The following is an 18,841-nucleotide window of genomic DNA, read 5'->3' on the forward strand; positions in this document are numbered from 1 at the left end:
GTTAAAGACTTTTTAAATTTCTTAAATCCACTTCCCAAAAGAAGTCAATCCACTCAGGAGCGTCTTTTAAAAACGCATTAGCCTTATACTTGGCACTTGGTTTTTGAAACAAACTCGCACTATAAAACTTTTTCTTAGGATGCTTATCTTGCAGGACTTTAAGCACCGCTTCTAAGGAATTACCGCTATCTACAATTTCATCTACCACTAAGATTTTATTTAAATGCTCTTTGATAGTAGGAATATTTTCAATTTTTAGGGCATTTTGTTGATTCGTGGTGTCATAAGAAATCGCATTAATGCCATAAACTTCTCTCAAATCCCAATACAAACTCAAAAAATGTGTTAAAGTCATGCCCCCTCGCATAACGCAGACAATGGCCTCTGGAATACCACAATTTTGTTCTATCTCTTTAGCTAATTTTAAGCTATCATTTAAAAAAGTCTCGTAAGAATAATGCATTTTAATCCTTAAATTTCATAGTATTGTTTTAAAAAGGTTGTGTTAGCTATGCCATTAAAAGCCCTTAAATTTAGGTCATTTAGGGCTAATTCTAGGGCGTTTAAAGCATAGCAAGTTTCATAAAGCGGAATGATTCCCATATGATTGATACGAATAAGCGTATCTTTATAAACATCTTGCCCACCAGCAAATTGCACCTTGTATTTTTCTTTTAAAATTTTTCGCAATTCTTTAGCATGCTCATTAAAAATCGTTGTCATGCTTAGGCTGGGATTTTTTGGAAAAATCTTTAAATCTAAAGCTTTTATAACCATTTGAGTAGCTAGGGCGACTTTTTTTGTCTCTTTATAAAGAATCTCAAAGCCCCCTAAATTTTTAACTAATTCAAAATAACGCTCTAAACCTAAGGTGTGTAAAATCGGAGCGGTATAACTGGTGGTATTATTTCTTTGGTTTTTTAATTCGCTCTTTAGATTGAAATAAAATCCTATATTACGCTCTTCTATGCGCTCAATGGCTTTTTGACTTAGAGCGATTAAACTCATGCCAGGGGGTAGCATGAACGCCTTTTGACTCCCCCCTATGAGCGCGTCAATATGCGTTATATCTAGTCGTTCAACCCCAAGAGCCGTAATGGCATCAACAATGATAAAAATATCTTTATTGTATTCTTTGATTTTTAAAGCGATGTTTTCAACATTATGGCGTAACCCCCCACTAGACTCGCATGCTTGAATGCAAAAAGTGTCAATCTTAGGATTAGCTTTAAGAGTGTCTAATACTTCATCTACTTTGGCTGGAGTGTCCCATTCATAAACTAATTCGTGAGCCTTTATAGAATGAGCTTTTGCAATTTTGCCAAACCTTTCGCCAAATTTACCAGCATTGACAAAAAGTAATTCTTGCTTGCATAATGAAAGCACACTCGCTTCCATCGCACCTGTTCCGCTACTATTTAGAAGTAAATTTTCTTCTAAACCTATCATTTTTTTTAAATTTTCTCGCACATTTTGAAAAATATTTTCAAAATCCTTGGTGCGATGGTGTGGCATTTTTTGAGAAAAGCTTGTGCGCATTTCTTCTCTAATTGCCACAGGACCTGGGGTAAAAAGCAACATTTTAAGTTTAACCTTCTATTGTGAGTAAATTAAAAAGCTATCATACTAAAGACCGCTTAAAAGAAGCCTTATTTTTGACCAAAATATTTGTTTTTAACCCTAATAAAATGGTAAAATACCCGCAATTTAAGGTAGTTTTAAAGAATATTTAAAGGTAAAATATTGAATAAGTATGGGTTTCGTGCGTGTTTTTTAACCCTTTTTTTTGTGGGCTATTCTAAAAAAGCTCCAGGAACTCTAGGAAGCTTGGTGGCTTTGTTTTTAGGTTTACCTATTTTAGTTTTTTCAGCTAACACTTTGTTTTTAAGTGCGATTTTCATAGGACTTGTTGCTATCACTCAAATAGATAAAGAAGAACAAGAAAGTAAAATTCATGACAGCTCCTACATTGTAATAGATGAATTAGTGGGCATGTGGCTTGCTATGGCTATAAGTGGCTTATCATTAGTGGGTGTTATTTTAAGTTTTATCTTTTTTAGAATTTATGATATTCTTAAACCTACACTCATCGGTAAAATAGACAAGGAGATTAAAGGGGGCTTAGGAGTTGTGGGAGATGATGCAATGGCTGGGGTGTTAGCTGGGTTAAGCGTGCTAGTCATCGTAAAAATTTTAGGATTTTTTAACATCAACCTTTAATTTTAAGGAATTTAAAAGCCTTTTTAGGTAATTCAAGCTACACTTTTATGGAGAATCATACTTACAAGGGAGTTTTTTTGGAATTTTGTATTTTATTTGGTGGGGCAAGTTTTGAGCATGAAATCAGCATAGTGAGTGCGATTGCACTTAAAGAAGTGTTAGGCAATAAGATTAAACATTTTATTTTTTTAGATGAAAATCATCATTTCTATCTTATTGAAGAAGCTAACATGCATTCCAAATATTTCGTCCGCATTAAAGAAAAAAAGCTATCTCCTTTAACTCTTACTCAAAAAGGCTTACTCAAAAATACCCTTTTAGGGAGTAAAGTTATAGAACTACCCTTAGTTATCAATCTTGTGCATGGAAATGATGGCGAAGATGGAAAACTAGCGAGCTTATTAGAGTTTTATCGCATCGCTTTTATAGGCCCTAGAATTGAAGCAAGCGTGTTGAGTTATAACAAGCATTTAACCAAGCTTTATGCAAAAAGTTTGGGTATAAAGACCTTAGATTATGTGCTTTTGAATGAAAACCACCACGCTAATGCCCTAGATTTTATCAAACCCAAAATCAGTTTTCCTTTGATTGTTAAACCTAGCAACGCTGGGAGTTCATTAGGAGTGAGTGTTGTTAGAGAAGAAAGCGAATTAGCTTACGCTCTAGATGGTGCGTTTGAATATTCTAAAGAAGTTCTAGTAGAACCTTTCATCAATGGGGTTAAAGAATATAATTTGGCGGGCTGTAAAGTTAAAGAAAAAAATCAAGAACATTTTTGTTTGTCCTATGTTGAAGAGCCTAGCAAACAGGATTTTTTGGATTTTGAGCAAAAATATTTGGATTTTTCACGCACCAAAGCCCCTAAGGCTACAATCTCTAATGCTTTAGGAGAGCGCTTAAAAGAGAGTTTTAAAAAGCTCTACAACGATTTGTTTAATGGCTCAATCATTCGTTGTGATTTTTTTGTCATAGATGATGAAGTGTATATCAACGAGATTAACCCCATTCCAGGTAGTTTGGCAAATTATTTGTTTGATGATTTTAAAAAGGTGCTAGAATGCTTAGCTCAGTCATTACCCAAAACCCCTAAAATCCATACCAACAACTCTTATTTATTGCAAATCCAAAAGAATAAGTAATGGCTAAGCGTAGTATCACTTACTTAGAAAGCAAGTTTGAGATTTCCTACACTTTTGTGGATAATCATAGTCCGTTAAACGCCTTGTTTTTGCATGGTTGGGGGAGTTCTAAAGAGATTATGCAAAAGGCGTTTCAACATTGCTTTTTGAATTACAATCATTTGTATGTGGATTTACCCGGTTTTAATCAAAGCCCTAATGATGAAAAAGTGTTAGGAAGCAAGGATTATGCTAATATCATTAACCTATTATTGAATAGCTTGAATAAAAAAGTATCTCTGGCCTTTGGGCATAGTTTTGGAGGGAAAGTGGCGTTGCTATGCGAAAACAAACGCCTTGTTTTATTGAGTAGTGCAGGCATCTTAGAGCCTAAGCCCTTAAAAGTGCGTTGTAAAATTGCTCTAACTAAAATCTTTAAAAAATTAGGACTGAATTTGGGGTTTTTGAAAAGCAAGGACGCTATAGGATTAAATCAAGTGATGTATGAAACTTTTAAAAAAGTGGTTTGCGAAGATTTCAGCGAACATTTTAAGCGCTGCAATAAAGAAGTTTTATTGTTTTGGGGAAAAGATGATAAAGCTACGCCCTTAAGCTCAGCTAAACGCATGCAAGCGTTGATTAAGGGGAGTCAGTTATTTGTTTTAGAAGGAGAGCATTTCTTTTTTGTAAAGCAAGCTAAAGAAATTGAAAATTTAATGGAGAATTATTATAGTGCAACATCTTAATTGGCTAGATTTAGCGTTTCGCTCCTTATTTGTAATGGGGCTTGGTTACTATGCTATGACCTTATTACAATGGTATCATTATAGCATTATGCGAGTCATCACAAAGCACCACAAAATGCGTTGGCATGGGATTTATTTCCTACTGCCTTTAGGGGCGTTTGCATGGGGGTATGCTTTTTATATACCGCTTGTTTTTTATCTCTTTTGTGGCGTAATCCAAATGCCTATGCTTATTGTTTGGGCAAGACACAATGACAAACCCTTGGTGTTTACCCCACGAGTGAAGCGCTTCTTTTTCTTTCTGTTGTTGTTTTTAACTTTGCATGAAATTTTGAGCGAAGTTTTTGTCTCTTTAGAAGGCGTTTTGCTTGTTGTGGCTTACTTGTGCTTATTACTCCTAGCTTTAAGCACATCTTTAGTGTTTGAAAGAGTTCTGTCTAAACAATACTTACAAATCGCTAAGGACAAAATCTCTTCTTTAAAAAATCTAAAAATTATTGCCATTACCGGAAGCTTTGGAAAAACTAGTGTGAAGAATTTCTTATATCAAATTTTACAATCCAAATATAATGTGCATGCAAGTCCTAGAAGCGTGAACACCCTTTTAGGCATTACCAATGATATTAACCAGAATTTAGACAGCATTAGTGAAATCTATATCGCTGAAGCAGGGGCAAGAAACAAAGGCGATATTGCTGAAATCACTCAATTAATTGAACCGCATGTTGGCGTGATTACAGAAGTGGGCGAACAGCATTTGGAATACTTTAAAACTTTAGAAAGTATTTGTGAGACTAAGGCGGAGTTGCTCTATTCAAAACGCCTAGAAAAGGCCTTTTGCTATTCCACACAAGAAATCAAGCCCTATGCTCCCAAAAATGGCTCGTTAATTGATTATTCTAACCTAGTAAAAAACATTCAATCCACGCTCAAAGGCACTTCATTTGAAATGCTTTTAGATGGCGTTTGGGAATATTTTGAAACTAAGGTTTTAGGAAAGTTTAACGCTTATAATATCGCTTTGGCTATTTTAGTCGCCAGACACTTGGGGCTAAATACAGAAAGGATTAAGCGGTTAGTTAGTGCTCTAAATCCAGTCGCTCATCGTTTGCAGCTTTTAGAAGTGAATCAAAAAATCATTATTGATGATGGCTTTAATGGGAATTTAAAGGGCATGTTAGAAGGCATTCGTTTAGCGAGTTTATATGAAGGGCGTAAAATCATTGTAACCCCCGGATTAGTAGAGAGCAATGTAGAAAGCAACGAAACTCTAGCTGATGAAATGGATAAGGTTTTTGATATTATCATCATTACCGGTGAATTAAACTCCAAAGTCATTGCTTCTAAAATCCAAAAAGCCCAAAAAATCTTACTCAAAGATAAGGCACAATTAGAAAATATCTTACAAGCCACTACGCTTAAAGGCGATTTGATTTTATTTGCTAATGATGCCCCTAATTACATTTAAACCATGCAATATTTATATGCCCCTTGGCGAGAACATTATTTGAGAGAAAAAGCTAAAAGTTGTGTGTTTTGTGAGATTTCTCAAAACCCCACAAAAGACCTGGAAAATAAGGTGCTTTATAGAGATAATGAGCTATTTATTGTGATGAATGCCTACCCTTATAATCCGGGGCATTTATTAATCATTCCGCATGCTCATAAGGCTAGTGTTGAAAATTTAGAGATTAAAACTTGGCTTAGTATGAATAGCCTTGTGCCTAAAGTTTTAAAAGCATTGTATAGTTATGGGGCTCAAGGGATTAATATAGGCTTGAATCTAGGTCAGAGTGCGGGAGCTGGGATACCAGAGCATTTACACATGCACTTAGTGCCTAGATTTTTAGGGGATAGCAATTTTATGAGTGTTGTAGCTCAAACTAGAGTGCATGGACTGAATTTTGATAAAATTTTTCTTGCATTAAAACCCCTATTAGAAAGGGAGCTTCATTGAAAATCAGTGTTTTAAGTCCTAGTGTGTTACAATTTATTTTAATTCGTTTTAGGGAGTCAAAGTGATGAAGATGCGTGGTTTTAAGATTTTTTCAGGGAGTGCTCACCCTGTATTTGGCAAAGAAGTGGCAAAACATTTAGGCATTCCTTTATCAAAAGCAGTGATAGGAAAGTTTAGTGATGGCGAAATCAATATCCAAATTAGTGAATCCGTGCGTGGGAAAGATGTGTTTATTATCCAGCCTACTTGTGTGCCTGTCAATGATAATTTAATGGAATTATTAGTCATGGTAGATGCCTTAAGGCGTAGCTCAGCTAATTCTATCACAGCAGTAGTGCCTTATTTTGGCTATGCTAGACAAGATAGAAAGGCAGCTCCAAGAGTGCCTATCACAGCTAAAATGGTCGCTAATTTGATGCAAAAAGTAGGGATTGAAAGAATTATCACAATGGATTTGCATGCCGGACAGATTCAGGGCTTTTTTGATGTGCCCGTAGATAATTTATATGGCTCTATTGTTTTTAGAGACTATATCCGCTCCAAAGCATTAAAAAACCCTGTAATTGCAAGCCCTGATGTAGGCGGAGTAACAAGGGCTAGATATTTTGCTAATCAAATGGGTATGGATTTAATCATTGTGGATAAACGCCGTGAAAAAGCTAATGAAAGCGAAGTGATGAATATTATAGGTTCAGCACAAGGGCGAGATGTGATTTTGGTAGATGATATGATTGATACTGCAGGCACGATGTGTAAAGCCGCTCTTGCGTTAAAAAATCAGGGGGCAACTTCTGTTATGGCTTTAGGCACGCATGCGGTGTTGAGTGGGTCGGCTTTAAAGCGTATTAGAGAAAGCACCTTAGATGAAGTGGTGGTGAGCAACTCCATTCCTTTGACTCAAAAATGCGATAAAATCACTACTCTGAGCGTAGCTCCGTTATTTGCTGAAGTGATTAGAAGGATTTATCATAATGAAAGCGTTCAATCGCTCTTCACTTAAAAGGGAGAGTGGGTTTTGAAATGGTGGATTCTGTAGGATTTGAACCTACGACCAATCGGTTATGAGCCGAGTGCTCTGACCAGCTGAGCTAAGAATCCAAATTTTCCAAAAGATGGTTTGCTATTGTATCCAAAAACATAGCGAAAAGCAAGCAAATTTTCTAGTATGCCAAGCATTATCATAAAAGTGATAAAGCTACTTCCGCCATAACTAAATAGGGGCAAGGGAATACCTACCACTGGGGCTAATCCTAAGGTCATAGCGATATTCACACTTGAATAAGTAAAGATTAAAATAGAGATTCCAAGGGCTACAATTTTTAAAAACCAATCGCTATTGCTCTCAAACATATAAAAAAATAAATGTAAAGTTAAGCCTATATAAATAGCAAAAAGTAACATTGCTCCTAAAAACCCAAAACGCTCCACATAGTAGGCAAAAATAAAATCGCTTGTTGCGATAGGTAGGAATTTGAATTTTGTTTGAGTGGAATCTTCTTTAGATTTTCCTAAAAATCCGCCCGAGCCTATGGCAATAATGGATTGCTTGACATGGTAATTAGGCTTTTCAGAAAGGAAGTCTGCGATACGCTTTTTTTGATAATCATGCAAAAAATGATAAGCAATAGGCGAAGCCACTACAAGAGCGATTAAAAGGGGGAGCCACACCCTAAGCCTTAAGCCCACAATCAATAAAATACCAAAACCCATCATCAGCACAATAAGGGCTGTGCCTAAGTCTGGCTGTTTGAGAATTAAAACAGCGGGTAAGCAAATGTAAAAACTGAGTTTCAAAAACATGCCCCAATCATAACCCTTAAAAGGGGGTGGGTTTAAATGGATTAAATGAGCTAGCAATAAAAGAATAGCGATTTTTACAGGCTCACTGGGCTGTAAAGTGATAGAAGTAAAAGGGATAGAGAGCCATCGCTTTGCCCCAAGCTTGCTAGAACCAATAAAATCTACTAACACTAATAAAATAATGCATGCCCAATAAAATACAAAAAGTAATCTATCTAGCTTTCTAAAGGGGATAAAAAACACTATCCCAAAGAGCATAAACCCTAACATATAGTATAAGCCTTGCTTCAAGCTCAAGGCTACGCTACTCTCAAAAATCAACAAAAAAGAAACAACAAGTAAAGGGACTATAAACACAAAGGGCAAAAAATCAAAATGCGTCCAAATCCTTTTATCTAATGCCATGAGTGGTTAAATTTTGCCTTTCTTAAACATATTGTTTTGTAAGTGTGATTCAAGTAAAATCTAATTTTACCTTAAAATAGAGTGGATTGAATGACAAAAGCATGGGTTGTGCCTACAAATACCAGACGCATTGACGAATTTTTAGCCAAAGAATTGCAAATATCTAAAAATCAAGTTTTGAGTTTGATAAAAGAAGGGCTTGTGTTTTGTCAAGAAAAAGGGGTAAAAAAAGGGGGGTTAGCCTTAAAAGAAGGGGATAAAATCGTGCTTTTAGCCCCAAAAATCACACCAAAACCCTTAAAGAGAGAGATTGAGCTAGACATAGAAGTGGTTTATGAAGATGAAGATTTATTGGTGTTAAATAAGCCCCCTAACTTAGTAGTCCATAAAGCACCAAGTGTGAAAGAACCTACTTTAGTAGATTGGCTACAAGCTCAAAATTACCAGCTTTCTAATCTGGGTTCAAAAGAACGCTATGGAATCGTGCATAGATTAGATAAAGACACAAGCGGAGCCATTGTAATAGCCAAAAATAATTTCACCCATGCTCATTTAAGCGAGCAACTCAAAAGAAAAATTATGGGTCGTTACTATATTGCTTTGCTTTCAACACCCTTAAAACGCAAGGAAGAAAAGATTTGTGTAGAATGTTACTTAACTAGAAATCCTAATAACCGCCTGAAAATGATGGCAACACAAAAAGAACAAGGGCGTTATTCTAAAAGTGAATTTGTGAATTTACTCACAGCTCAAAATGACCTTAGCTTAATAGGAGCAAAGTTATACACCGGACGCACACACCAAATCAGAGTGCATTTAGAATACCTTAATAGGCACATTGTAGGCGATAGTGTTTATGGGCTTAACCACACGCTTTTTAAAGAAACTACAAGAATGATGCTCCACGCCTATTTGATAGAGTTTGAACACCCTAGAAGCAAGCAAAAATACCGCTTTAAAGTTTCCCTATTAAAGGATATGTTAGAATACCTAGAAAGATTTTTTGAAAAGGAAAGTTTAAATGAAGTCTTGGATGAAGAGAAAATACTTCACGCTTTTGATACAAAGTAGTGTGGTATTTGCAATTTTCATAGGGTGTTCTTCTACCAAGAATCATACTTTTTCAGCCCTGAACCACAAAGAGAGCATAGACACTCAGCTACCGGTAGTGCGTTCTATTAAAACGATTAATGATGTGAGTTCTGTGGGTTTTGAATGGGCTAGTATCACCAAAGCTTATGAAATTGATGGGTTTATTTTATACCGCTTAAGAAAGGATGCTAAACCTAAAAAAATAGCCACCATTAAAAACCCTTACGCCACCCACTATTATGATGAGGGTTTAGAAACTGAAAGTTCTTATACTTATCAACTAGCCACTTATAAAGGTGATAAAATCTCTAATCTCTCAGAACCAGTTCATGTAAAAACTTCTTTTATCAATCCTGTAGAAAGCGTGTTTGCAAGCCAAGCATATCCCAAAGGTGTGAAAGTTTTTTGGAGTCCGCATCCTAATCCTAGCGTTTCAAAATACATTATTCAAAGGCAAGATAAAAACGGCAAGTTTTCTAACATAGGAATTGTGAGAAATCGCTTGTTTGTAGAATTTTTTGATGAACATTTAGAAGATGGACAAAAATACCGCTACCAAGTTATTGCAGAAAATTTTATGGGCGATAAGTCTAAACCCAGCATGGTAGTGGAAGGAAAGACCAAGAATTTACCCCCAGAAATTACTAATATTAGAGTGAGTCAAAACCTAACACGACAAATTGAATTGAGCTGGGATAAATCGCCCCAAACTGATGTTGTGGCTTATCGCATTTATGCATCTAACGCTCGCAAGGATAAATACAAACTCATCGCCCAAACCACAAACACCTCTTATGTGGATAAAATAGAAAGAGACAATATCACACGCTTTTATAAAGTTGTCGCCATAGATAAAACGCATATTGAAGGGGTATTACCCAAAGAACCAGCTATCGGTGAAACTGCCGATAGACCTAAAGCCCCTGTCATTATTAAGGGGCTTATTCAAGACTCTTCAGCTCTCATTCAATGGGAAAATAATCCAAACTCCAAGATAGTTGCTTATGCGGTATATCGTTTTGAAGGCAATTCTAAAACCCCTTTGCGTTTTGGAAACATCACGCAAAATCAATTCGTAGATAAAGACATGAATATAGGCACAGCCTATCGCTATCAAGTCGTTAGTGTAACTAAAGATGGTTTAGAATCGCACCCTAGCAAAGAAGTGCGCCTGTTTATGGAACGCTAAAAGAGTTCAAATGCCCCATTTTTTAGCGCAATTAAATCCAAAGTCTTTAGAGTACCCCCTAATAAGTGGGGATTTTTGTTTTTATAGAGAGTTTTCAAGCTTAAAGCACCCTACTAAGAGCTATGTGTATGCGAGCTTTAAAAACCAAGTTTTTTTGTTGCAAAAAATCAAGCGATTGCATGACTACTTGATTAAAGGTGAAAAGGCAACGCCCCTAAATAGAGAAGATTTAAAAAAAGCCCTTAGGACTTATTCGCAATTTTTTGAAATAAAATCGCATAATTTGAAAGAAAATTCTAGGCATGCAAGCGGAAAAAAAGCCCTTAATTTAGAAAATTTTAAAGCTTTTATCCAAGCATCTCAAACCCCTATTATCGTAGAAATCGGTTTTGGAAGCGGAAGGCATTTATTAGAATTAGCTAAGAATAATCCCACTAAAACATGCTTAGGCATAGAGATTTATACCCCTTCTATGGCTCAAGTCTTAAAACAAATTGAATTGCTAAATTTAAAGAATTTGCATGTGCTACAAGGCGATGGGCGTTTGGTTTTAGAAAGCATGCCAAATCAAAAATGTGAGAAAATTTTTGTGCATTTTCCTGTGCCATGGAACACTAAAAAACATCGTAGGGTTTTGAGCGAAAAATTTTTGAGCGAAGCTTTGAGGGTTTTGAAGCCTAAGGGTTTTTTAGAATTACGCACCGATGATGCTATCTATTTTGAAGACAGCCTAAAATTAGCTTTAAAAAATTTTAGAAGCGAAATAGTGGTTAAAAAAAACGCTAAAATTTCTGTTATCAGCAAGTATGAAGCCCGCTGGAATAGACTTGAAAAAGATATTTATGATTTAAGAATTTATTCTTTAGAACAAAACGAGCATAAATCCCAAACAAACCCCTTTGAATTTGATTTTTCTTATGAAGAAACTTATCAAGAGAAAATGGAGAGCATTTTAAAAGCTCCAAAGATAATTAAGGACGGATATTTTGTGCATGTTTGTAATATTTATGAGAATGGTGGTGATTTTTTAGTGGAATTGAGTTTGGGTGATTTTGACTGGCCTATGCGTTTGTTTGTCATGCTCTCTAACACAGAAAGAAAAATATTCTATCTCAATAGAACCCCCTTAAAGACTTTAGCTAATTACAAGGCTCACATTTTGCTTAAAAATATTCTAAGTTTTAAGGAAGCAATATGAGTGTGATTATTTCAGCGAGTAATTTATGTTTACAATATGAGCGGAACGAACCTGTTATCAAGCATGCTAATTTACGCATCAAACGCAAGGATTTTGTTTTTATTTCAGGGCCTAGTGGGAGTGGTAAAAGCACGCTTTTGCGTTCGTTTTATGGGGATTTGAAGCTTTCTAGTGGGGATTTAGAAGTTTGTAATATTAATATGAATAATGCTTCAAAAACGACGATTTTAGATTTACGCAAGAATATCGGCGTGGTTTTTCAAGACTATAAATTAATCCAAAATTATACGATTGAAGAAAATATTAGATTGCCTATGATTATTTGTGGCATTAAAAGAGAAGAGTCTAACATGCAATTAGAAAAACTTTTAGGGCATATTGATTTACGCCACAAGGCTAATCGCTACCCCAGAGAACTCAGTGGGGGCGAGCAACAGCGAGTGGCAATGGCTAGGGCTATGGCAAACTGCCCTGAACTCATCTTGGCTGATGAGCCTACAGGAAATTTAGACCCTTATTCTAGCGACAAAATTTGGAGCTTATTAAGGGGTATGAACACCCAGCTTAATGCCACAGTTGTGGTGGTTACACATAAATTTCCTAAAAACTTCAGTGCCTATCACAGAAAATTTTATATAGAAGATGGGGAAGTTTATGAATACTCTTAAAAAACATTTAGCCTTTATCATTCCGCTTGTAGCCTTGCTATTTGGTTTGGAGTGCGTTCTGCTTATCAATGGGGCTATCGCACAGAAAGAGAAAAAGTTGATTGAAGATTATTCAGTCGTGTTAGCCAGCACACAAAAATTAGAATTGGAATTATTACGCCAAAATTTTAGTGAAGTAGTGGCTTTGAAAGACATTGACCCTAATTATTCTTTAGAGCCCCTTAAAAAAACATTAGGCACAGATGGGCTTAAAGAATTGAAAAAGAATTTGCCCTTTTTTTATTCTCTGCAATTTTCTACCTTTCCTAGTCAAGAGCGTTTAGAAAACATTAAAGAAAAACTACTCAAAATTCCAGGCATTCAAAAGGTTGAGGTCTTTGCTAAAACTCATATGCAAGTGTATGAATTATTGAGTTTTATTAAGGTAGCGGTGTATGTGTTTGCATTAGTGGTTCTTGTCTTATCTTTGTTGCTTATGTTTAAGCAAATTCGCCTATGGATTTATCAATACCATGAGCAATTAGAAATCATGGACTTACTAGGAGCTTCGGTATCTTTTAGGAATGCGTTTTTATATAAAATGGTTTTTACAGACTCACTCATCGCTAGTTGTTTAACCCCCATACTCATGTTGTATCTCACTTCACAAAAAAGTTTTGAAAAAACTATGGATACTTTAGGTATTATAGGGGGAGCTTTTGTTTTGGATAATTTTTTATGGGGACTGCTCTTGAGTCTTGTGGTTTCGTTTGTTTCGGTTTTACTGGTAGCTTGGAGGACTAGATATGTATAAATTAGGGGTATTTTTGTTAGCCACATTACTATTAGCTAACACACCAAAAGTGAGTGATATTACTAAGGATATTCAAAATAAAGAAACTCGCTTGAAAAAAACCCATGAAGAAAAATTGCAATTAAATAGCCGTTTAAATTCTTTAGCAGAAGCTATCCATTCTAAAGAGCGCCAAAAGGTTGAAATTGAACGCCAAATTGCTACCTTAAAAAAGAGTCTTGAAAAAAATCGCCATGAGAGTTTAGCCCAAGAAAAAATCCTTACTAACTACCGCAATTCTTTAGAAAAATTACAACAGCAAAGATTGCATTTACAAGGGGGGGTTCTTGATGTGCTCTTACAAAACTTACTCTTTTCGCAAGCCTTAGAAGGGCAACATTTAGCTTCTTCTAACGATGTTATTTTGCAAGTTGCATTTGAAAAATTGCACAAAAATACCCTGTTAAAAATGTCTCAACTTAGTCAAAAGGAAAAAGAATTTAGCTTGCAAGTTTCAAAAATACAAACTAACATTCAAAAAATCTCATCTGTTATAGACACACAAAAATCTAAAGAACTAGCCTTACGCTCTTTGCAAGCACAACAAAACAAACTCATTCTTGGCATGCAAAAAGACTACTTAGCCTATAACCAACGCTTAGCCCTTTTGGATAAAGAACGCCAAAATTTAAACGCCTTATTGAAACATTTAAACATTGTTAAACAAACCAAAGAGCATGAAGAACGAGATAAATCTAGCAAACCCTCTCAAGCTTTAGAGGTTAAGCAGATTGCTAGTTCTTATCAAAACATCAACACGATTAGTTACAATGGTCCTAAGACCATCGCCCCCTTGAATGATTATGAAGTGGTGCAAAAATTTGGCCCCTATGTTGACCCCGTCTATAACCTAAAGATTTTTAGCGAGTCCATCACGCTTGTGTCAAAAACCCCTAACGCTTTAGTGCGTAATGTGCTAGACGGAAAAATTGTGTTTGCCAAAGAAATCAACATGCTTAAAAAGGTGGTTGTTATTGAGCATAAGAATGGTATCCGCACGATTTATTCTCAGCTAGATAAAATCGCCCCCACTATTAAAAGCGGCATGCGGATTCAGAAAGGCTATGTTTTAGGGCGTATTGAACAACGCCTAAGCTTTGAAGTAACCATGAAAGAAAAGCACATCAATCCCCTAGAGCTTATTGTGCGTAATTAAGGGTTTATTTCAAACTCTCTTGCCCACTCTCTTCCATATACCCTTAGAAAAGACCTTATAATAAATGCATGCACGCAAACAAGTTTCTAGCATAATCACTCCAAAAATATACGCCACTTCAAAACGATATGCTACAAGAAAATAAATCGGCATTATCCTTAAGCCCCAAAGACTGAACGCATTAATGTAGAGTGAGACTTTAGCCATACCAGCCCCCCTAAACACCCCTTCAAGCACAAAATACCCGATTAAGGGGGCTTGAGAAAGCCCTACGGCAATTAAATAGTAGCGGGCTACTTCTAGCACTTCTTCATCTTGTGAAAAAATGCTTGCAAACTCTTTAGCAAAAAACGCTAGAACAAGCCCTACAACACCCATTAAACCCATAGAGATTTTGAGAATTAAATAAGCATAGTCTGTGGCAAGCTTTGCCCTATTAGCCCCCAAATTTTGCCCCACCAAAACCATTGCAGCTATCATAAATCCAAATCCGGGCATAAACGAAAAAGTTTCAATTCTAATGCCTATTTGCATGCCAGCTAAAACCTTATCCCCATAACTAGCCACAAATTTTGCTAATAGCATTAAAGAAAACAGCGTTAATAACCGCTCAAAGCCAGCTGGCCAGCCCACCCTAAACATCGCCTTTAAAAAAGAAAAATCAAGACAGATTTTAAATTTCAAAGGATTTTTTTTAATCTGTAGCCACATTCCAAGCGCGAGTAACTCTAAGTAAGACACCACAACATTTGCTAAAGCAGAGCCACTAATCCCCATTTCTCTAAAACCAAAATCCCCAAAAATCAAGGCCTGATTTAAAAACACGCACACCATAACCATGACTAGCTTCACTATAAAAGGCGTTAGAGTGTCTAAAAAGCTTGCTAATGCTGAAACCAAAACATTTTTTAAAAAAATACCCGGCAACGCGAGAATTAAAATTTCTAAATACGCTTGCGTGAGTTCTTTGGATGGCCCTTGTAATTGCATCCATGTTAAAAAAGGCTCAACCAAAAAATAAGAGATTAAAAGCACACCCAAACACAGCAAAAACGCCCCTATAAAAATACTTGAAAAGGCGTTACTAATTTGTGTGAAATCCCTTGCCCCCACAAGCCTAGAGAGCAGAGCGTTTGTGCCAGTATATAAAATAGAATTGACACCATAAAAAAGAGTTAGAAATTGTAAGCCCACCCCTAGAGCCACAATGTGATGGTGCGATAACTTTCCCACAAAAAACGCCGAAAGTGCCACAACAAACACATCTAAAAAGGCATTCACTCCAGAAGGTAAGGCTAGAGAAAAGATTTTCTTATATTGATACAATAAACTCAGTCTAATAATAACGCTCCAAGAACCCCAAACACGATTAAAGCAAGGTTATACACCAAAAAGGTCGGCACACATGTGTCATAAATATGATTGTGCTGATTGTCTGCATTCAACCCACAAGTAGGTCCCATGGTGCTATCACTAGCAGGTGAACCTGCATCACCTAGTGCCGCCGCTGTGCCTATGAGTAAAATCGTAGCTTCTATGCCAAAACCTAATTTCGCACATAAAGGAACATAAAAAACAGCGATGATAGGAATGGTGCCAAAAGAAGTCCCTATCCCCATAGTGATAAAAAGCCCTGCTACAAGCATTAAAAAGGCTCCCAAAAGCTTTCCTTGAACTAAGCTTGTAATAGAATTGACTAGACCTTCTATCGCATGCACTTTTTGTAAAACTTCTCCAAACCCACTAGCCACCAACATCACAAAAGCGATAAACGCCATCATCTTCACGCTATCGTCCATCAAAGCATCTGTGTCTTTCCACTTAATGCCACGCCCTAGTAGCATAATGGCTAAAGCCAAAAACGCCCCTAAAGCCATAGAATCGCTCACTAACTGAATGACAAAGGCAACTGCGACACCTATAAAAGTCAAATAATCATGGTAATTTAATTTTAATTGTGAATAATCTTGCGTGTGAAGAGACTTCTCTATGTATTTTCTAGGCTTTCTATAGAGAACTAGAACCGCCAAGAATAGCCCAAAAACCATGGCTAATCCCGCAATCCACATCACTCCTGTAATTTGAGCTAGGCTAGTGTTTATACCATTTTGTTTTAATTGCTCCAAAATGGTCGTTTGAAAAATCAAGCCAAAGCCCACAGGAAGAGTTAAATAAGGGGCTTGCAAGCCAAAAGTCAAAGCACAAGCCACAGCCCTTCTGTCTAACTCTAGCCTGTTCATTAAATGGAGCAATGGCGGAATCAAAATAGGAATAAATGCAATATGCACCGGCACTAAATTTTGCGAAAAACATGCAACAAAAGCGATTAGAAAACAAAAAACCGCCCGCCTGTAATCCATCAAAGCAATGAGCTTGTTTAAAGCAATTTTAATGAGATTGCTCTTAGCAATGGCTACGGCTAATGCCCCTAAAAGAATGTAGCTTAATGCGATGTTTAAATTACCTTTCATGCCATTTATCATCACATTAAAACTTTCTGTTAGCCCAAGTCCCCCTATAAGCCCCGCTAATAAAGTCGCACTAATCATAGAAAGCATGACATTTAGCCTTAAAAGGCTAAGCACACACATACTGATGATAGCGATAAAGGCAGGGTTGCTCCACACAGAGCTATTTTCTAGCATTTCTTGCTCCTTGTTATCTAAACTAAAGCACAAAAATGATAGAGTCTTTGTGCTTTTTTAGCACAAGAAATCATGCTCATCTTACTTATCCCTTCTAGTCTGTGTAACGCTTCAATAAGTCATTATAAAAATCAATGCGTCTGTCTCTTAAAAACGGCCACATTCTCCGTACTTCTTCGGTGCGTTCTAAATCAATTTCAGCATAAAGAATTTCTTCTTTATCGCTTGCTTTAGCTAAAAACTCCCCTTGAGACCCTACAATAAAACTAGAACCAAAAAAAGTAATGCCCCCCTTAATCACACCGCTAGGGTCTAATTCTACCCCCACTCTATTGGTTGCAATCAAAGGCAAACCATTGGCAATCGCATGCCCTCTTTGAATGGTCTCCCATGCATTTTGCTGACGCTTTTTCTCTTCGTTAGTATCTTCTTCTAAAAACCCTATCGCACTAGGATAGATTAAGATTTCTGCCCCTTTTAGAGCCATAATCCTAGCCCCTTCTGGATACCACTGGTCCCAACACACCATAAGCCCTAATTTTCCTATGCTTGTAGTGATAGGTTCAAACCCTAAATCCCCTTGCGTGAAATAAAACTTTTCATAAAACCCAGGGTCATCAGGAATGTGCATCTTGCGATAAGTTCCAGCCACTGAGCCATCTTTTTCAAACACAACAGCCGTGTTATGATACAGCCCTTTAGCACGCTTTTCAAACAAGGAAGTTACAAGCACCACATTAAACTTTTGAGCCAAATCGCTAAAAAAAGCCTTGTCTTCTTCAAAATACTCGCCCAGACCAAAAAACTTAGGGTCAACATTCTGACAAAAATAACTATAGGGGTGTAATTCCTGTAGCACCACTAAATTCGTGTTAGGGTGTTTTTCTATCGCTTGTTCAAGCAAATGTTTAGTGTGCTGAATGGTTTTTTCTCTAGAGCCCAAATAGGCATGCTGAAGAATACTTGCGTATATCATTTTTTACTCTTCCTCATAATCAGAGCTATAGTCTTCATAATCATCGTCATCATAGACATTCTTATAACTTTCATACTCTTCATCTTCTTCTTCAAAGCCTTCTAGCTCTTCAAACTCTTCTAATTCTTCTTCATAATCACGCATTCTTACTTCCTTTTATCTTTAATCATATCACAGACTACTTCACTCGCTATCTGTAGCCCAAAACTCGCCGTAACTGCATTAAAACTCCCAAGCTCTATACAATGGGGAGTCTCAGGGCTAAACACAACTTTAAAGTTTCCCTTAAAATGGCGTTTTTTTAAAAAATCTCTAAACTTCCGCCCAAATTTATCGCCATGGCTTTTCCACACGCTTCCCACTTGAATGTATTTAGGATTCAAGCGTTTAGCACTTCCCATAGAACTAATAAACTTTCCATAAGCTAAGTTCTGACATTTTATCGCTAAACTGGCTTTAATGGGCAAATCATCCATACAATCTAAAACATAATCGTATGCCATGCAATCAAATGAAGCTAGAAACTCTTCATTTACACGCAAGTTTAGAGCTTCTATGCCCTTATACAAATCTTGTAACACCAATACCTTAGACTCCCCCACTCTTTCTGAGCCTATTTGGCGGTTTTGATTAGTAACATCAAACACATCTTTGTCTATAATAGTGATTTGGCTCACCCCCACACGATACAAAGCGTCTAATGCAAAGCCCCCAACACCCCCTACCCCACAAATAAGCACTCTTTGTGTGCGAATTTTTTCAAAATCCTTTTTAAACAACCACCTTGTGCGAGTGAATCTATCAATCGGTTCTAAAACAGACAACTTTTAGCCTTTAGT

Annotated in this window: 20 protein-coding genes and 1 tRNA gene; 12 read left to right on the forward strand and 9 right to left on the reverse strand. The window is 36.6% G+C overall.

Going from position 1 to position 18,841, the window contains the following annotated elements; genetic code table 11:
- Position 1: 1 nt before the first annotated feature.
- Both HCD_RS06820 and HCD_RS06825 read right to left on the reverse strand, forming a co-directional pair.
- Positions 2-463 carry a phosphoribosyltransferase gene (locus HCD_RS06820; RefSeq protein ID WP_014659839.1) on the reverse strand — a complete coding sequence of 154 codons (462 nt, stop codon included), beginning with the start codon at positions 461-463 and terminating at the stop codon, positions 2-4.
- An 8-nt stretch (positions 464-471) separates the two neighbouring features.
- Positions 472-1,581: a pyridoxal-phosphate-dependent aminotransferase family protein gene (locus tag HCD_RS06825; RefSeq protein ID WP_014659840.1), complete on the reverse strand. Its 1,110-nt coding sequence runs from the start codon at positions 1,579-1,581 to the stop codon at positions 472-474.
- A 162-nt stretch (positions 1,582-1,743) separates the two neighbouring features.
- Between HCD_RS06825 and HCD_RS06830 the strand changes: the two genes are divergently transcribed.
- The 6 genes from HCD_RS06830 (at position 1,744) to HCD_RS06855 (ending at position 7,041) form a co-directional block, all read left to right on the forward strand.
- Entirely contained in the window at positions 1,744-2,220 is a 477-nt protein-coding gene (locus HCD_RS06830) for a phosphatidylglycerophosphatase A family protein (protein ID WP_014659841.1), read from the forward strand.
- Positions 2,221-2,297: 77 nt separating this feature from the next.
- Positions 2,298-3,359, forward strand: a complete 1,062-nt coding sequence (locus HCD_RS06835) for a D-alanine--D-alanine ligase (protein WP_014659842.1) — start codon at positions 2,298-2,300, stop codon at positions 3,357-3,359.
- Positions 3,359-4,084, forward strand: coding sequence for a lipase EstV (gene estV, locus HCD_RS06840; RefSeq protein ID WP_014659843.1), 726 nt, complete (start codon positions 3,359-3,361; stop codon positions 4,082-4,084). Before HCD_RS06835 ends, estV begins: the two co-directional genes overlap by 1 nt.
- Positions 4,071-5,552: a Mur ligase family protein gene (locus HCD_RS06845; protein WP_014659844.1), complete on the forward strand. Its 1,482-nt coding sequence runs from the start codon at positions 4,071-4,073 to the stop codon at positions 5,550-5,552. The genes estV and HCD_RS06845 overlap by 14 nt, the downstream gene beginning before the upstream one ends.
- A gap of 3 nt (positions 5,553-5,555) precedes the next feature.
- On the forward strand, positions 5,556-6,041 hold the full coding sequence (locus HCD_RS06850; protein ID WP_014659845.1) for an HIT family protein: 486 nt from the start codon (positions 5,556-5,558) through the stop codon (positions 6,039-6,041).
- Between the two features lie 70 nt (positions 6,042-6,111).
- Positions 6,112-7,041 carry a ribose-phosphate pyrophosphokinase gene (locus HCD_RS06855; protein WP_014659846.1) on the forward strand — a complete coding sequence of 310 codons (930 nt, stop codon included), beginning with the start codon at positions 6,112-6,114 and terminating at the stop codon, positions 7,039-7,041.
- A 21-nt stretch (positions 7,042-7,062) separates the two neighbouring features.
- On the opposite strand, the gene HCD_RS06860 is transcribed toward HCD_RS06855, so the two are convergent.
- Together HCD_RS06860 and HCD_RS08990 are read right to left on the reverse strand one after the other, a co-directional pair.
- Positions 7,063-7,139: transfer RNA gene (locus tag HCD_RS06860), tRNA-Ile, on the reverse strand.
- The gene (locus tag HCD_RS08990; protein WP_014659847.1) at positions 7,101-8,246 is read right to left on the reverse strand and encodes an FtsW/RodA/SpoVE family cell cycle protein; all 1,146 of its coding nucleotides are present in this window, start codon (positions 8,244-8,246) and stop codon (positions 7,101-7,103) included. Before HCD_RS08990 ends, HCD_RS06860 begins: the two co-directional genes overlap by 39 nt.
- A 90-nt stretch (positions 8,247-8,336) precedes the next feature.
- Here HCD_RS08990 and HCD_RS06865 point away from each other — a divergent pair, with 90 nt between their 5' ends.
- From HCD_RS06865 to HCD_RS06890, 6 genes are read left to right on the forward strand one after another with little or no spacing between them, the layout of a single operon-like run.
- Positions 8,337-9,317 carry an RluA family pseudouridine synthase gene (locus tag HCD_RS06865; RefSeq protein ID WP_014659848.1) on the forward strand — a complete coding sequence of 327 codons (981 nt, stop codon included), beginning with the start codon at positions 8,337-8,339 and terminating at the stop codon, positions 9,315-9,317.
- Entirely contained in the window at positions 9,280-10,527 is a 1,248-nt protein-coding gene (locus HCD_RS06870) for a fibronectin type III domain-containing protein (RefSeq protein WP_041594840.1), read from the forward strand. Before HCD_RS06865 ends, HCD_RS06870 begins: the two co-directional genes overlap by 38 nt.
- A 10-nt stretch (positions 10,528-10,537) precedes the next feature.
- Complete coding sequence (gene trmB, locus HCD_RS06875; protein ID WP_014659850.1) at positions 10,538-11,725, forward strand: tRNA (guanosine(46)-N7)-methyltransferase TrmB; 1,188 nt, start codon at positions 10,538-10,540, stop codon at positions 11,723-11,725.
- The gene (locus HCD_RS06880; RefSeq protein ID WP_014659851.1) at positions 11,722-12,393 is read left to right on the forward strand and encodes an ABC transporter ATP-binding protein; all 672 of its coding nucleotides are present in this window, start codon (positions 11,722-11,724) and stop codon (positions 12,391-12,393) included. The genes trmB and HCD_RS06880 overlap by 4 nt, the downstream gene beginning before the upstream one ends.
- The gene (locus HCD_RS06885) at positions 12,380-13,186 is read left to right on the forward strand and encodes an FtsX-like permease family protein (RefSeq protein WP_014659852.1); all 807 of its coding nucleotides are present in this window, start codon (positions 12,380-12,382) and stop codon (positions 13,184-13,186) included. Before HCD_RS06880 ends, HCD_RS06885 begins: the two co-directional genes overlap by 14 nt.
- Entirely contained in the window at positions 13,179-14,381 is a 1,203-nt protein-coding gene (locus HCD_RS06890) for a murein hydrolase activator EnvC family protein (RefSeq protein WP_014659853.1), read from the forward strand. The genes HCD_RS06885 and HCD_RS06890 overlap by 8 nt, the downstream gene beginning before the upstream one ends.
- A gap of 9 nt (positions 14,382-14,390) precedes the next feature.
- On the opposite strand, the gene HCD_RS06895 is transcribed toward HCD_RS06890, so the two are convergent.
- The 5 genes from HCD_RS06895 to HCD_RS06910 form a co-directional block, all read right to left on the reverse strand.
- Positions 14,391-15,707, reverse strand: a complete 1,317-nt coding sequence (locus HCD_RS06895; protein ID WP_014659854.1) for an MATE family efflux transporter — start codon at positions 15,705-15,707, stop codon at positions 14,391-14,393.
- Positions 15,708-15,712: 5 nt separating this feature from the next.
- Positions 15,713-17,026, reverse strand: coding sequence for a Na+/H+ antiporter family protein (locus HCD_RS06900; RefSeq protein ID WP_014659855.1), 1,314 nt, complete (start codon positions 17,024-17,026; stop codon positions 15,713-15,715).
- A 94-nt stretch (positions 17,027-17,120) separates the two neighbouring features.
- On the reverse strand, positions 17,121-18,002 hold the full coding sequence (locus HCD_RS06905; RefSeq protein WP_014659856.1) for a carbon-nitrogen hydrolase: 882 nt from the start codon (positions 18,000-18,002) through the stop codon (positions 17,121-17,123).
- Positions 18,003-18,005: 3 nt separating this feature from the next.
- Positions 18,006-18,146: a hypothetical protein gene (locus HCD_RS09435; protein WP_144005862.1), complete on the reverse strand. Its 141-nt coding sequence runs from the start codon at positions 18,144-18,146 to the stop codon at positions 18,006-18,008.
- Positions 18,147-18,148: 2 nt separating this feature from the next.
- Positions 18,149-18,826: a tRNA threonylcarbamoyladenosine dehydratase gene (locus HCD_RS06910; RefSeq protein ID WP_014659857.1), complete on the reverse strand. Its 678-nt coding sequence runs from the start codon at positions 18,824-18,826 to the stop codon at positions 18,149-18,151.
- Between the last annotated feature and the right edge of the window lie 15 nt (positions 18,827-18,841).

The organism is Helicobacter cetorum MIT 99-5656 (genome assembly GCF_000259275.1).
Taxonomy (GTDB): Bacteria; Campylobacterota; Campylobacteria; order Campylobacterales; family Helicobacteraceae; genus Helicobacter; species Helicobacter cetorum.